At 65.1% G+C, this 14165-nt stretch carries 14 protein-coding genes; 4 read left to right on the top strand and 10 right to left on the bottom strand.

The window, feature by feature from the left end; genetic code table 11:
- The 7 genes from Q0S16_RS04545 to Q0S16_RS04515 form a co-directional block, all read right to left on the bottom strand.
- Window positions 1–437, bottom strand: a 437-nt coding sequence (locus Q0S16_RS04545) for a small ribosomal subunit Rsm22 family protein (protein WP_295845538.1), incomplete at its 3' end; no start/stop codon positions are given.
- A gap of 167 nt (window positions 438–604) precedes the next feature.
- Window positions 605–4069: a chromosome segregation protein SMC gene (smc, locus tag Q0S16_RS04540; protein WP_295845536.1), complete on the bottom strand. Its 3465-nt coding sequence runs from the start codon at window positions 4067–4069 to the stop codon at window positions 605–607.
- Window positions 4070–4497: 428 nt separating this feature from the next.
- On the bottom strand, window positions 4498–4650 hold the full coding sequence (locus tag Q0S16_RS04535; RefSeq protein WP_295845534.1) for a type II toxin-antitoxin system HicA family toxin: 153 nt from the start codon (window positions 4648–4650) through the stop codon (window positions 4498–4500).
- Window positions 4651–4703: 53 nt separating this feature from the next.
- Window positions 4704–4955 (bottom strand): type II toxin-antitoxin system HicB family antitoxin, encoded by a 252-nt coding sequence (locus Q0S16_RS04530; RefSeq protein WP_295845532.1) that lies wholly within the window; start codon window positions 4953–4955, stop codon window positions 4704–4706.
- A gap of 153 nt (window positions 4956–5108) precedes the next feature.
- Complete coding sequence (locus Q0S16_RS04525; protein ID WP_295845530.1) at window positions 5109–5474, bottom strand: hypothetical protein; 366 nt, start codon at window positions 5472–5474, stop codon at window positions 5109–5111.
- 703 nt (window positions 5475–6177) lie between these two features.
- Window positions 6178–6834: a DsbA family protein gene (locus Q0S16_RS04520; protein WP_295845528.1), complete on the bottom strand. Its 657-nt coding sequence runs from the start codon at window positions 6832–6834 to the stop codon at window positions 6178–6180.
- A 105-nt stretch (window positions 6835–6939) separates the two neighbouring features.
- Window positions 6940–7419 carry a DciA family protein gene (locus Q0S16_RS04515; protein ID WP_295845526.1) on the bottom strand — a complete coding sequence of 160 codons (480 nt, stop codon included), beginning with the start codon at window positions 7417–7419 and terminating at the stop codon, window positions 6940–6942.
- A gap of 103 nt (window positions 7420–7522) precedes the next feature.
- Between Q0S16_RS04515 and mutY the strand changes: the two genes are divergently transcribed.
- From mutY to Q0S16_RS04500, 3 genes are all read left to right on the top strand, one after another.
- Window positions 7523–8608: an A/G-specific adenine glycosylase gene (gene mutY / locus Q0S16_RS04510; protein WP_295845524.1), complete on the top strand. Its 1086-nt coding sequence runs from the start codon at window positions 7523–7525 to the stop codon at window positions 8606–8608.
- A 257-nt stretch (window positions 8609–8865) separates the two neighbouring features.
- A complete protein-coding gene (locus tag Q0S16_RS04505) occupies window positions 8866–9402 on the top strand; it encodes a PAS domain-containing protein (RefSeq protein ID WP_295845521.1) in 537 nt (178 codons plus the stop codon).
- Window positions 9365–10699 carry a methyl-accepting chemotaxis protein gene (locus Q0S16_RS04500; RefSeq protein ID WP_295845519.1) on the top strand — a complete coding sequence of 445 codons (1335 nt, stop codon included), beginning with the start codon at window positions 9365–9367 and terminating at the stop codon, window positions 10697–10699. Before Q0S16_RS04505 ends, Q0S16_RS04500 begins: the two co-directional genes overlap by 38 nt.
- A 46-nt stretch (window positions 10700–10745) precedes the next feature.
- Here Q0S16_RS04500 and Q0S16_RS04495 read toward each other — a convergent pair whose 3' ends face one another.
- Window positions 10746–11702 (bottom strand): LysR family transcriptional regulator, encoded by a 957-nt coding sequence (locus Q0S16_RS04495; RefSeq protein WP_295845516.1) that lies wholly within the window; start codon window positions 11700–11702, stop codon window positions 10746–10748.
- A gap of 93 nt (window positions 11703–11795) precedes the next feature.
- Here Q0S16_RS04495 and Q0S16_RS04490 point away from each other — a divergent pair, with 93 nt between their 5' ends.
- Window positions 11796–12224, top strand: a complete 429-nt coding sequence (locus tag Q0S16_RS04490; RefSeq protein WP_295845513.1) for a nuclear transport factor 2 family protein — start codon at window positions 11796–11798, stop codon at window positions 12222–12224.
- Between the two features lie 57 nt (window positions 12225–12281).
- On the opposite strand, the gene Q0S16_RS04485 is transcribed toward Q0S16_RS04490, so the two are convergent.
- The gene (locus Q0S16_RS04485; RefSeq protein WP_295845511.1) at window positions 12282–12968 is read right to left on the bottom strand and encodes a glutathione S-transferase N-terminal domain-containing protein; all 687 of its coding nucleotides are present in this window, start codon (window positions 12966–12968) and stop codon (window positions 12282–12284) included.
- Between the two features lie 191 nt (window positions 12969–13159).
- Window positions 13160–14165: hypothetical protein (locus tag Q0S16_RS04480; RefSeq protein ID WP_366517802.1), on the bottom strand; the 1006-nt coding region annotated here is incomplete at its 5' end.

Genomic DNA, 14165 nt, shown 5'->3' with positions numbered 1-14165 from the left:
TGGGCCGTGGCGTCGCCGAGGTCGTAGCGCAGGGCGGCGAGGCGCTGGCTGTCGCGGGCGAGGTCGAGCGCCAGCGTGCGCAGCGCTGGATTGGAATCAAGCAATGTGAAGCCTTGCAGCGAATCGAAGGCCTCGGCACAGGCCCAGCTCGCGGTGCCCGGTCCGGCGCCGCAATCCAGCACGCTGACGGGCGCGAAACCCGGCCGCGCCTGTCGCAGCGCGTTGAGGCTGGCTGTGACCGCGGCGTAGGTCGCCGGCATCCGCGCCAGCGCATAGGCCAGCGCATCATTGTCGGTGCGAATCGCGCCGGAGCCGCCGCCGCTGCGATAGGTTCTCGATATCGCGTCCGAGCGCATTGCGGCGTCGCTGCGGGACAGGCCGTGCAGGCGGGCATTCAGGGCGGCGGTGAGTTCGGCGGGCAGGTCAGGGGCGGTCATGGGAAAAGCGCGCCCTTTGTTCTTCCCTCTCCCCTTGCGGGAGAAGGTGGATCGAACCGCGGAGCAGTTCGAGACGGGTGAGGGGCAGTGGAGCTCCGCAACTCCCCATCCGCCTCCGCTTCGCGAAGGCCCCTTCTCCCACAAGGGGGAAGGGAAGGAAAAAAGAATTACGCCACTTCCTGATCCAGGATCTTCACCGCGTTCTCGAGATCGACCGAGATCAGCTGCGAGACGCCGCGCTCGGCCATGGTCACGCCGAACAGCCGGTGCATCCGCGCCATGGTGATCGGGTTGTGGGTGATGGTGATGAAGCGGGTCTCGGTGGTCGCGGCCATTTCGTGCAGCAAATTGCAGAAACGTTCGACATTGTGGTCGTCGAGCGGCGCATCGACTTCGTCAAGCACGCAGATCGGCGACGGATTGGTCAGGAACACCGCGAAGATGAGCGCCAGCGCGGTCAGCGCCTGCTCGCCGCCCGACAACAGCGACAGCGTCTGCGGCTTCTTGCCGGGCGGCTTGGCGACGATCTCGAGGCCCGCCTCGAGCGGATCGTCGCTTTCGATCAGTTTCAGCTCGGCCTCGCCGCCGCCGAACAATTCGACGAACATCCGCTTGAAGTGGCCGTTGACGATCTCGAACGAGGTCAGCAGCCGCTCGCGCGCTTCCTTGTTGAGGCTCTGAATGCCCTGGCGCAGCCGCTTGATGGCCTCGACCAGGTCGTCGCGCTCGGTGGCCAGGCCATTATGCGAGCCCTCCACTTCGTTGAGCTCTTCCTCGGCGCGCAGATTGACGGCGCCGAGCCGCTCGCGGTCGCGGCGCATCTTTTCCAGGTCAGCCTCGATCTCGTGCAGATCGGGCAACGCGTCGCCGGGCTTGATCTCGGCCATCGCGGCGACGCCATCCGGCTCGACTTCCAGCATGTCGCGGATTTCGCGCTCGATGTCCTCGAGCCGGCGCTTGCCGCCCTCCATCCGTTCTTCGGCGCGGGCGCAGGCCTCGCGCGCGCTCGACAGGGCTTCCAGCGAGGCCTTGGCGTCTCGGTCGGTTTCCTTCATCGCGTTTTCGGCGGTCTGCAGGGCGTCGGCGGCGAGCTGGCGGGCCTGTTCGGCGCTTTCGACCTCCGAGATCAGCGCGCGGCGCTTTTGCAGGAACAACGCCGGGGCGTCTTCCAGCTCGGCCCGCTCGGCGGTAACTTCGGCCATGCGCGAAGTGACGGTCTGGATCTGCGAGGCGGCGCTGGATTGGCGGCTGGTCCACTGCGTGCGTTCACTGATGATCGCCTGCAGCCGCCGGTCGGCGAGCTCGGCATCGCGCGCCAGCGCCTGGGCCTCGGCGCGCACCTGAGCGGCGAGCCGGCGATGGCCTTCGATCTCGCCACGGACGGCGGCGAGCCTGGTCTCGGCGTCGCTCGAATCCGGCAGATATTCCAGCGCGGCATGCGCGCTCTCATGCGCGGCTTCCGCTTCGAGACGGTCATTGTCGAGGCGGGTCTGCGCCTCGGTCAGCGCCGAGCGGCGGGCCGCGTGACGGTTGATCTCGCGTTCGGCATTGGCATGGCGCTCGCGCGACTGGTCGACGTCGCGGCGGGCGTTGCGCAGCGCGTCGCGCGATACGGCTTCCGCGGAGGAGGCCGTCTTCAGCGCCGCTTCGGCCTGCTCCAGCGCCTCGCGCTTGACTTGCGCATCGATGCGGGCCTCTTCGAGATCAGCCTCGATGTCGGTGAGACGGGCGCGCTCGGCGAGGCGACGCGCGGCGCCGGTCGGCGCGTGCGCCCCGGCGACAAAACCGTCCCAGCGCCAGACGTCGCCTTCAAGCGACACCAGACGCTGCCCGGTCTTGAGCCGCGCCACCAGCGCCGCGCCCTGGTCCTTGGTGATGATTCCGATCTGCTTCAGACGACGCGAAAGTTCAGGCGGCGCGTTGACGTGGTCGGAAAGCCGCTCGACGCCGTCCGGCATCGCCGGATCGTCTTCATGCACGCCGGCATCGGTCCAGCGCATCGGCGCCGATGGATCGACGGGGGCATCGAGATCGTCGCCGAGCACGGCGCCGAGCGCCTTTTCAAAGCCCTTGGTGACGCTGACGCCGTCGATGATCGGCGGCCACAGATTCTTGGTCTCGCCGTTGAGAATCTTCGAGATGGTGCGGGCTTCGGTCTCCAGCCGCTGCACCTTCTTGTCGGCCTCGTTGAGCGGCGCGCGCGATGCCTCCAGCGTCTGCCGGGCCGCGACATGCGCCGTTTCCGCGTCGGATACGGTGCCCTCCGCCTGCAGCAGGATTTCCTGCGCGGTTTCCATCAGGGCCGCGAGTTCGTCGATGTCGCCGAAGCCTGACGTGGTCTGCGTCAGCCGTTCGATCTCGGCCTCGACATTGGCGATCTCCTGGCCGAGCCGTGCCAGCCGGTCGGCATGGGTCCGCACATTGGACTGCAACTGGTTGCGCTTGGCGGTCATGTCGGCATGCGCGGTGGTCAGTTCGGAGAAGCTGCGCTCGGCCGCGGCCAGCACCGCCTCGGCTTCCGAGACGCGGTCATCGACGCCGCCGCGCTGCTCGACGCGCGACAAAATCTCTTCCTTGAGCATGACGTCTTCTTCGTCGAGCTTCAGCAGCGCGATCTCGGCGTCTTCCGCCTGTTGGATTTCGCGCGCGGTGTCACTCTCGAACTGCGAGAGGCGGCGATCGAGTTCGCCGACGCGCTCCTTGGCGTGGACTTCCTCGCGGTCGAGCAATTCGCGGGCATTGGTAAGTCGCTGTAATCCGGCGGCGGCGCGGGCTTCGGCCTCGCGCAGCGCCGGCAGCTCGGAGGCGCGGATCGCCTGGATGCGCGCCGATTCGCCCTGTTCGCGGGTGCGTTCGGCGAGATCGCGGACGTTGATATCGTGGGTCCGCAGCGCTTCGGCGACATCGGTATGGGCCTGCAGCCAGCGCAAGTGAAACAGCGTGGCTTCCGCCTTGCGCACTTTTTGCGCGACTTCGCGGTAGCGGATCGCCTGCCGCGCCTGCTTCTTCAATCCGTCGATCTGGCCGGAGAGCTGGCCGATCACATCCTCGACGCGGGTCAGATTGGTCTCGGCGGCCTTGAGGCGCAATTCGGCCTCGTGGCGGCGGGCATGCAGGCCGGCGACGCCGGCGGCGTCTTCCAGCACGCGGCGGCGCGCTTCCGGCTTGGCCTGGATGATTTCACCGATCTTGCCCTGATGGACGAGGGCCGGCGAGCGCGCGCCGGTGGCGGCGTCGGCGAACAGGATCTGGACGTCGCGGGCGCGGACGTCGCGGCCGTTGATGCGGTAGGAGGAGCCGGCCTCGCGCTCGATCCGGCGCGAGACTTCCAGGATCTCGGAATCATTGACCGCCGACGGCGCGGTGCGGTCGGTATTGTCGATCGTCATCACCACTTCGGCGTGGTTGCGCGAGGCACGATTGCCGGAGCCTGCGAAGATCACCGCGTCCATGTCGGCGGCGCGCAGCGATTTGTGCGAGGTCTCGCCCATCGCCCAGCGCAGCGCCTCGACCAGGTTCGACTTGCCGCAGCCATTCGGCCCGACCACGCCGGTGAGGCCCGGCTCGATCATGAAATCGGTCGGCTCGACGAAGGATTTGAACCCGTGCAGGCGCAGGCGCGTGAGTTTCATGGACACGTTACTCTATGCAGGCCGCCGGCCTTGCGGCCGGACAGAATATGGGCAAAGCGCGAATCGTGCAGCGCGAACAATACCATGAACGGTATTTTCAGGCGTGCCGGCACTCGCTGCTTGGCCTCTCTCAAGCGCTGGACAATGGCGGCAGGGGGCGGGGAGAGCAACGAGCGACGGCGGGTTTTCCAGAGCTTTGGGAGCGGCGGGGATAAGTCGGAATCTGGCGAAAAAATGTGTGCGCACGTGTCTGCGCGTCAGCGCAGCCAATGGCGGCAAGCTCAGCAGCCCGCATGGGCGGAGCGATATGCGGGGTCGCCCGCTGGTGCTCTTGGCCCTCATCTCGCTTGGCTCATGCTGCCTACATCGTTGTTGAACCGGCGATTTGATTCCGAGGCGCGTGTCGAAATTTCGCTTCGCGCGTCAGTTCAACTCAACTCATCATCGTTGATGTCGGCAAGTTTCATGAGGTGGCGGAGCAGCCCGATCTTCAGAAGCGCGTTGCCGTGGATCGGAGTCGACAGCCGGATGGTGCTGCCGGGCTTGCCGTAGATGTGGTGACTGCCGTTGATCCGTAACAAAACCTAGCCGCGCCGTTCGATCTGGCGAGCCAACGAGCGGCCGGAAACGGAGGTCACGCCGACAATTCCATTATCAGTTCTTCACCGCCGGAGGTGGCGGGCTCGACCTCGATAGCGAGGCAGCCTGCGATCGCTTCACGCAGGTTGAGTATCAATTCGCCCATGGTTTCGCCCTGGCTGGCGCAGCCGGGAATCGCCGGGGCTTCGGCCCAGTAGCCTCCTTCTTCCGCATCGTGGATGACAATTTTGATTTTCATTGCCGCCTCCTCGTTGCCCAGCATCGCGCCGCGCGACAGCAAATTCAAGGCAGTCGCGTCGAGGCCTGAACGGTACAAGAAACTTAGCCCGCATGAGCGAAGCTAAATGTAAGGGCGTCCAGAGCGCTGTTGTCGCGGGGGTGAGTGCCGGGCAGCCGACCCAACCGCGGCGCCGCTACACGCGCTGGTGGCGTGCCTGGATCAGGAGGCGCTGCCGATGGCCGGCGTGGTCGGCCGCGGCAACCGGCGCTCGAGATCCGGTTGCCCGGGCTGCAGGGAGGCCTCCGCCGCGTCATGATACGGCACGACGGCCACAGTCCCGATCATGAAGTCGGCATCGGCTTGTCCGGCACAGGCTCGCGGGAAGCCCGCGCCCTCGCGGACAAGGGCTGCCTCCGCCTGACGGCACAGCGCCCGCTGCTGCCGCGGGCCGCAGCGGCGCGCATAGGCGCGCAGCATGTCGCGGGCGGATTCTCCGGCCGGGCGGCCGGCCGGCACCACGCAACACGCCACGCCGTAGCTGACCAGCGCCAGCGTAATCCCGTCCAGTATCCAGTTGGTAGCCATCGCCTCATCTCCGTTGCCGCCGGAGCATGGTAGTCGCGGGATTTAACCGGGGTTTACGCCGTGTCGGGATCGCGCCGGGCGGTTAATCTTGGCCCAATCGGTCGGCGGCAATTGTCGCGGAAAAATTAACCGGTCGCTCATTTTGACAAAAATCCTATTAAGATCATCATCTTCTTTTTCTGGACCGGCGAGGGGCCGCTTCATGAGGCGTTCTGAAGCGGGCTTGGATGCGGCGCTCGCGGTCGTGGTTCGCAGCCGCGGACTCGGGAGGCCGGGGGGCGCCGTCCGTGCCCACCACGGGGCGCTGCCTTCAGTGGCTGCACGGGACAAGTAGAAGGCGGGCGAAAGCCGGCCGGATCAGCGGCCCTGGGGCTGCAGCCTGGACCGGAAGCACGATCCCCTGGCCCAAAATCGCCCATAGCAGCCGCAGGCTGCGTAAACCTGCCCGCGATGTGGCGCGCTCATAGCCGTCGCGATTCGTGGTGACACGGATCGCGTCCCCACCGCCACCCCCGCGCCTGTCGGCGCGCCGTCTCCCCTCATTTTCGAGGGGAGATTTCTGGCAAACCCCGGGCGCATGGCGCCGCGGGACCGCTGAGGTGTGGCTGTTTGACATTCGAATGGACGACCCAGGTGCGCCGCGTGGCGCGCTCGGCAGGCAGTCAGCCGCGAAGCATCGCTTCGCGGCTGACTGAAGAAGCCCTCAGCTCTTCAGCAGCGGGGTGATCTTCTTGGAAAAGTCCTCGAACGAGGTCTCGCCCTTGAGCATGTCGCCGTTGATGAAGAAGGTCGGGGTCGAATTGACCTTCAGCACCTCATTGGCGAATTTCTGGTCGGCGGCGATCTTGTCGAGCAGCGCCTGGTCCTTCAGGCAGGCTTCCACCGCTTCCTGGCTGAGGCCGGCCTGCTTGCCGATCCGGGTCAGGCTGCCGGCGGTGTCCTTCATCACCCAATCGTTCTGCGTCTTGAAAAGCAATTCGGTGACGGTGAAATACTTTCCGGCATCATCCTTGGCGATGCAGCGCGCCAGCATCGAGCCGGCGGCGGCCTTGATGTCGAGCGGGAATTCGCGGAACACGAAGCGGACCTTGCCGGTGTCGATGAAGGCTTCCTTGATCTTCGGCAGCACCTGCTCGGTGAAGGCCGCGCAATGCGGACAGGTCATCGAGGCATATTCGGTGATGGTGACGGTGGCGTCCTTGGAGCCGATCGCCATGTCGGGCAGCGACACCGGCTTGGCGACGTCGGCGGCGCTCTGCGCGAAGGCCTGGTCGATCAGCCGCAGCGGCGACAGGCCGATGGCAGCGGCGGCGCCGGTGAGGGCAAGGGCGGCAGTGAAGTCACGGCGCGTGATGATCAACGGAATGCTCCATATCGGCGCGGCGCGCCCGGAAATGTTCCTATTCGCTAACTTGAAACGCCAAATGTGGCAAGCGCGGGCCCGGCGATGGGACCGGCGGCCGGCTCAATTCCGCTTGATCGAGGCGCCCAGCCGCGCCAGCGCCTGGCGCAACTCGTCATCCTCGACCGAGCCGAGGTCCTTGGCGACCGCAGCCACCGCGGAGGCGTCGAGCGGTGTGATGGTTCGGCGTGGTTTCGGCCGCGACAGCGGGGCCTGGCGCAGCGCGATCTTGCCGACCGCGTTCCAGCCGAAGAAACGGTTGACGCGCTGCAGGATGGCGTCCGAGGAATGCTGGATCTCCAGCGCCATCGGGCCCTCGACGCGCAGGATCAGGGTTGCCGGCAGCTGCGGCTGGCCCTCGACCGGGCGCGGCCACTGGATCTTGAGGGGTTCGGAAAATTTCGCCACCTCGGCGCCGGCGATCTCCGCCCAGCGCGTCACCAGTTCCCGCGACGCAAAGCCCTGTTTGGCGAAGGCATCGGCAAACACCCCGCCGAGCAGGACGGACAAGGGTTTTGCGGAGATGTATCCGGGCTTGCGCATGCCGTGTCCTAGCACCTGCCACGCGGCGGGGCAGCTGAAATCAGGCGGCGTGCCAGCATTGACAGGTGCTGGCCATGGCCCGAATCCGAATTTACAATGCGCTGTGACCGTATCGCCAGCCATCAAGACCCGAAAGTCCGTAACGGTCGTCGACCGGCCGCTGCTGCTGCTCGACTGGTATGACCGCCATCGCCGCAAACTGCCGTGGCGGCCGCTGCCCGGCGGCGCGATCGATCCGTACCGGGTCTGGCTGTCGGAAATCATGCTGCAGCAGACCGGCGTGCAGACCGTCGGGCCTTATTTCGAAAAATTCCTGGCGCGCTGGCCGAGCGTGGCCGATCTCGGCGCCGCGTCGCAGGACGACGTGCTGCGGATGTGGGCCGGGCTTGGCTATTATTCCCGCGCCCGTAACCTGCATGCCTGCGCGGTCGCGGTACTGCGCGATCATGGCGGCGCGTTTCCGGATACGGAAGCAGGGCTGCGCACGCTGCCCGGCATAGGGCCGTATACCGCTTCCGCCATCGCCGCGATCGCGTTCGGCCGGCAGTGCATGCCGGTCGATGGCAATATCGAGCGCGTGGTGTCGCGGCTCTATGCGGTGGAAGAACCGTTGCCGAAGGCCAAACCGCGGATCCAGGCGCTTGCCACCACGCTGCTGGCCGCGACCCGCGCCGGCGATAGCGCGCAGGCGCTGATGGATCTCGGCTCTTCGATCTGCACGCCGAAGAAACCGGCCTGCGCGCTGTGCCCGATCAATGACGAGTGCGCGGCGCGAATCCGCGGCGATCAGGAGAGCTTTCCGCACAAGGCGGCGAAGAAGGCCGGTACCTTGCGAAAAGGCGCGGCCTTCGTGGTGACGCGCGGCCATGACTTGCTGGTGCGCACGCGGGCCGAAAAAGGCCTGCTCGGCGGCATGACCGAGGTGCCGTCGTCGGAATGGCTGGCGGATCATGACGCCGACGCGGCGCTGCGACAGGCGCCCGCGCTGAAGGGGGTGCGCTGGCACCGCAAGCTCGGCGTCGTCAGTCACGTCTTCACGCATTTCCCGCTGGAGCTGGTGGTCTACACCGCGTCCGTCGCGGCGCGCAGCCGGGCGCCGGACGGCATGCGCTTTGTGCCGGTCGCGACGCTCGACGATGAGGCTCTGCCCAATCTGATGCGCAAGGTGATTGCGCACGGACTCGGCTGATCCGGCCGCACGAAAACCGCGAGGCCGCCGCCAGCGATCAGAGCCGTCATTTGTTTCCCTGTAATGTACCGGGTGGGACGGTACAGGAACGGCAAAGGGGGCACTTGCGAAGGCACTTTAAGCGAAATGCAATCAAGCGCTGCGATGGTTTACTGACAGAACGTTTGTGCCAGGCGTCGAGCCTTAACGCTTCGTTCAGCCGGGTTTCATTATATCGCCAACTATCGTTTCCGCGAACGCGTCACCACGGATTTTACATGTCCAAGCACGTCACGCCGAGCGGCCGGGAGAGCTTCTTTCCGGCCTCCGAGTTGATCGTCTCGAAGACCGACCTGAAGGGCCGGCTGACCTATGCCAACCGGCTGTTCTGCCAGGTCGCGGGCTACACCGAGGCTGAACTGATCGGCCAGCAGCATAGCATCGTCCGCCATCCAGACATGCCGCGCGGCGTGTTCCGTCTGCTGTGGGATGCGATCGAGGATCGCCGCGAGATCTTCGCTTACGTCAAGAACATGGCAAGGAACGGCGACCATTACTGGGTCTATGCCCATGTCACGCCATCCTTCGGCGCCGACGGCAAGATCGGTAGCTACCATTCCAATCGCCGGGCGCCGGCCCGTGACATCATCGAAAACACGATCGTGCCGCTCTATGCCGAGGTGCTGGCGATCGAGCGGCGCCATACCAATGGCAAGGACGCCGTCGCCGCCGGCCACAAGGCTCTGATGGATTTCGTTGCCTCGCAGAAAGTCAGCTATGACGAACTCATGTTTTCTCTCAAGAGCGCAGCTTAGCACGCTGCTCGTCATCGCCGGCTCGGTCGTGGCGATCGGGTTGCAATTCGCGGGCTTCCTGTGGTCGGCCATCGCGTGCGAGATGCTGGTGACAGCGGCGGCCGTTCTGTCGCTGATCTGGATGACGCGCGTCACAGCGCTGGTCGAGCGCGCGACCAAGGCCTGCCGCGGCATCGCGCAGGGCGATTTCGAGGCGCGCATCCTGTCGATCCCGGTCGGTGGCAAGATAAGTGAGCTGCTGCATACCATCAACGACATGATCGACGGTTGCGACGCCTTCGTTCGCGAGTCGACCGCGGCGATGACCGCGTTGCACCACAACAAGTATTATCGTCGCATCCTGCCGGGCGGCCTGCACGGCGGACTGCTGCAGGGTGCCAATGCGATGAACGCGGCCACCGACAGCATCGCGGCGCGCATCAAGCATTTCGAGCAGCAAACCGCCGATCTGGAAATTACCGTCAATGCCATCGTTAGCGCGCTGGACAATGGCGCGGCGGAAATGAGCGGGACCGCGGGCAATCTGCGCGCCGGCGCCAGCTCGACGCTGCGGCGCATGACCTCGGTGGCAGCGGCTTCCGAGCAAGCCGCGGCCAATATGCATTCGGTCGCCTCGGCGACGGCTGATCTGTCGTCGAATGCCAGCGAGGTCGGCGCCGATATCGCCCGGTCGGCGGCGATCGCCGGCCGGGCCGTGGAGCGGGTCGCCGACGCCGCCAGCAATGTCGACGTGCTGCGGAATGTCGCGCTGCGGATCAGCGAGGTCGTGAAATCGATCAATGCGATCGCCTCGCAGACCAATCTGCTGGCGCTCAATGCCACCATCGAGGCGGCCCGTGCCGGCGACGCCGGTCGCGGCTTCGCGGTGGTCGCGCATGAGGTCAAGTCGCTGGCGACGCAGACCGCCGCATTCATCGCCGAGATCGAGGGCCAGATCGGTCAAGTCAAATCCGCCACCGACAAGGTCAGCGACTCCATCACCGAGATTGGCACCGTGATCGCGGAGGTCAGCGAGATCACGGGCAAGGTAGCCAGCGCCTCGGAAGCGCAGTCAGAGGCGACTGCCGGCATTGCCCGCAATGTCGACGAAGCGTTCGGTGTGGTGCGCGAGATTTCCGCCAGCATCCAGTCGCTGGCCACCACCGCCAAGGACACCGAGCAACTGGCGACGTCGACCATGGCGGCCTCCGGCGACTTGTCCTCGCAATCGGGCCTGCTGACCAAGGAAATCCGGCTCTATCTGGACCATGCCCGGCAAAATCTGGTGGATCAGGCCGGCCTCGTGCGGGCGGCGTAGCATCGCTGCCGCCGTTCGGACCAGCCGAAGGTATCTTCGGCCGCTATCAGGAGTCAGCGGAGGGCGTCACGTCGATTTGTCGGACGTCTGCCTGCTCCTTTTCGTCCAGCCCGCGCCCGGTTTCCAGCATGAGTTGTCGCAGCCATATCAAGCCGGGATCGAACTGCGCCCGGGTCGGGGTGAACATGAACTGCTCATCGATGCCCGGATCCAGTGGTGGCGCGACCGTGACGAGCGCCAACCGTCGTGCGAGCGCCGCGATCAGCCGGCGCGGAACGAATGCGACGAGATCGGTGCGCGAGACAATATGCAGTGCTTCGATGTAGCCTGGGACCACCAGCGCGATTCGCCGCTCAAGCCCCTTGCGACGAAGCCATCCATCGATCAGGTCTTCGTTCTGGCCGCGGATCACGACCGCGACGTGTCGCGCTTTCAGGAACGCTTCACGCTGCGCCAGCCTAGTGCCAGCGGCGTGACCACCACACACCGCGAGCGCGTCGCTGTCGGTGTAGAGCAACTGCCGATGAAATCCCCGGAAGTCGTTGCCAATGCTGATCACCATATCGATGGTTCGGACGAATTCCGCGGTCATGATCGCAGGCCCGCGCCACGGCACCACATCGATCCGGACGTTCGGAGCCAGCGCGGATATCCGCGCAACCAGCGGCGGTATCAGCAGTTCGACGGCAAGATCCGGCATCATCAGCCGGAAGCACCGCTCGCTGCTGATGGCGTCGAAACCGTCGGGAATGAACAGGCCGCGCACCTGATCCAGCGCCTGCAAAAGCGGCCCGCGCAGGGCACAAGCGCGCGGTGTCAATTCCATCCTCGCCCCCACTCGAACCAGCAGGGGGTCGCCGAGCAAATCGCGCAGCCGCTGCAGGGCGTGACTTGCCGCCGGCTGTGACAAGCCAATCCGCAGCGCAGCGCGGCTGACACTCGCTTCCCGCAGCAACGCATCCAGCGCAACAAGCAGATTCATATCGAGAGCAGCTAAATTCATGCTGCAAATATATATCATACAGACTATCGATTGGAAGAAGTCGGTTTGGCCTCGGATAGTGCCTCCATTGTTCGCAACCGATGGAGCCTTTAAATGCGTATCGCCGAAAACAAGAAGCTGATCGAGCGAGTTTACACTGATTCAGCGGACCGCTGCGGCACGACGTTCGCCGATAACCTTGCCGACGACGTGTGCTGGACCGTCACAGGGCAACATTCCTGGTCGCGGACCTTTGAAGGACGCGACGCGGTGTTGAATGGTCTGATGGGCTATTTCAGGTCGCTTTTCGACGTCCGGCCACGCACGGTGGCGTTTAATTTTATCGCCGAGGGCGACACCGTCGTCGTCGAGGCCAAGGGCGATAATGTCACGAAGGCAGGTGTTCGCTATGACAACGACTACTGCATCGTGTGGCGGATCGAGAACGGCAAGATCAAGCAGGTCAGGGAATATTGTGATTCCGCGCTGACTGAAAAGGCTCTTGGGCCGTTCCCGCAGCCGCCCAGCCGGGTTTCTGGCTGAGCGAACTCGCTTGAGAAGGCCGGGCGCGGTGCGCGCCCGGCCCTGATCTGCGCGGGATCAGGCGACCTTGCCGGGGATGTGCTTGAACATGTTGCGGCGGGCTTCGTCGTCCATTTCCGCTTTCCAGGTGAACTTGTCCTTTAGCGCGATCGCCTTGGCGGCGGCCGGCCGTGCCGAGACCTCGTCGACCAGACGTTTCACGTTGGGATACTTCGTCAAGGCATCGTCACCCATCACAAACGTCGCCATCCGGGCCCAGCCCCAGACGTCCATATCGACGATCGTGTAGTTGTCACCGACCATATAGCGGCGGCCTTCGAGACGGTCGTTCAGCACCGCGAGGTGGCGCGCCGCCTCGAACTGGTAGCGGTTGTTGGCATAGTCGATTTTTTCGGGCGCAAAATGCTTGAAGTGCACGGCCTGGCCGAAGAACGGACCAACGCCCGTGGCGACGAACATCAGCCATGACAGCAATTCGGCGCGGTGCGCGGGGGTGTTGGACGGCAGGAACTTGCCGGTCTTCTCGGCGAGGTAGAGCAGGATGGCGTTGCTGTCGAACACCTGGACGCCGTCATCGTCGATCGCCGGCACCTTGGCGTTCGGGTTGATGGCGAGATAATCCGGCTTGAACTGGCCGCCGGTGCGGGTATCGACCGGCACAGGCTCGTAGGGCAGGCCGAGTTCCTCGAGCAGCAGCGCGACCTTGGTCGGATTGGGTGACCCGTTGAAGTAGAATTTAAGCATTCGAAGATCTCCGATGGTGTACCCGGCGAACTCGGCATGGCTCACGATTCCGGGCACCACCTTTATGCAGTGCGTGGATTTCGCCAATGGCGCAAGCGGAGAGTTGGCGGGGGCGATGCGGGCCTGACGCGCCCGGCCGGGCAGAGATCAAACTCTTTCATCATGCCCGAACATGGGCGATGGGGGGACTTTCACTGGATTGCTGCAGGGTGGCCTGCGGCGGCATAGGCGTCTTCGATGGTAACCCGCTCCAGCGGGATATCGGCACCGATTGCTGCGAGCATCTGCCGGAATACGGCGACGGGGAACGCCGGCGTTTCCGTGACCAGCCCGAGAATGCGTCCCGATCCAGCGGTGCCGGCGCCGATGCTCTCGACGACCTGTTCGGCCGGGTCGAGGAACGTTACAGCAGGTAGTGCGCGTTCAAAGAATGCGCGCAGCCACGGCAGATGGGTACTCGACAAGGTCAGTACGTCAATAGCCGGATGCGTGGTCATCAGCTTCGCGGCGAAGGCGTCGACGGCCTGCTGCGTCTCGTCAGGGGCGAAGAGAAATCGGCCGGTCTCGACCAGGTCGACCATATCGGACGCATCGATCGCCGCCACGCGAGACGGATCGCGCGCTATCCCTCTGATGAAGCGATCAAGCAGCCCGCTGGCAACCAGTGAACGCACGCCCATGATGCCGACGGAGCCGGTGTGCGATGTGGCCAGCGCTTCGGCGAGGGGCGGCCGCACTCCCAACAACGGCACGGAAGTTGATCCCTCCAGCGCATCGAGCACCATGATGGACGGCGCGTTGGATGCGATGACGATCGCCGACGGCGCGTAGCCATCGAGAAACGCAATCGTCCGCTGCATGGTCGCAAGCAAGGCGGTGCCGTCCTTGCCTCCGTAGGGGAAGCTTGCGCGATCGGCGAGGTATACGATGTCCTGCCGCGGCAGGCGCCGGTGAATCAGGTCAACGATCGCGTAACTGCCAATGCCGGCATCGAAGACGGCGACAGGACGGTCCAGTGCGGAGTCAGTCATAGCTACTATGATACCTGGCCAAAGCGAGGCGGGCAAGGCGTAGGCCATGGCGGCGAAGCCGGGTCGGCGAGGGCGGTACAAGCACGCTTGCCCGCCCTTGCCTTCCGTCGCGGCGCCGTAGGGCAGGTCAATCGCCGACCGCTCGATGGGCGCCGGGGCGTGCCCA

The organism is Tardiphaga sp., from assembly GCF_025356345.1.
GTDB lineage: Bacteria > Pseudomonadota > Alphaproteobacteria > Rhizobiales > Xanthobacteraceae > Tardiphaga.
The sequence above is the reverse complement of the archived record's forward strand: the minus strand, read 5'-3'. Positions and strand labels throughout refer to the sequence as shown.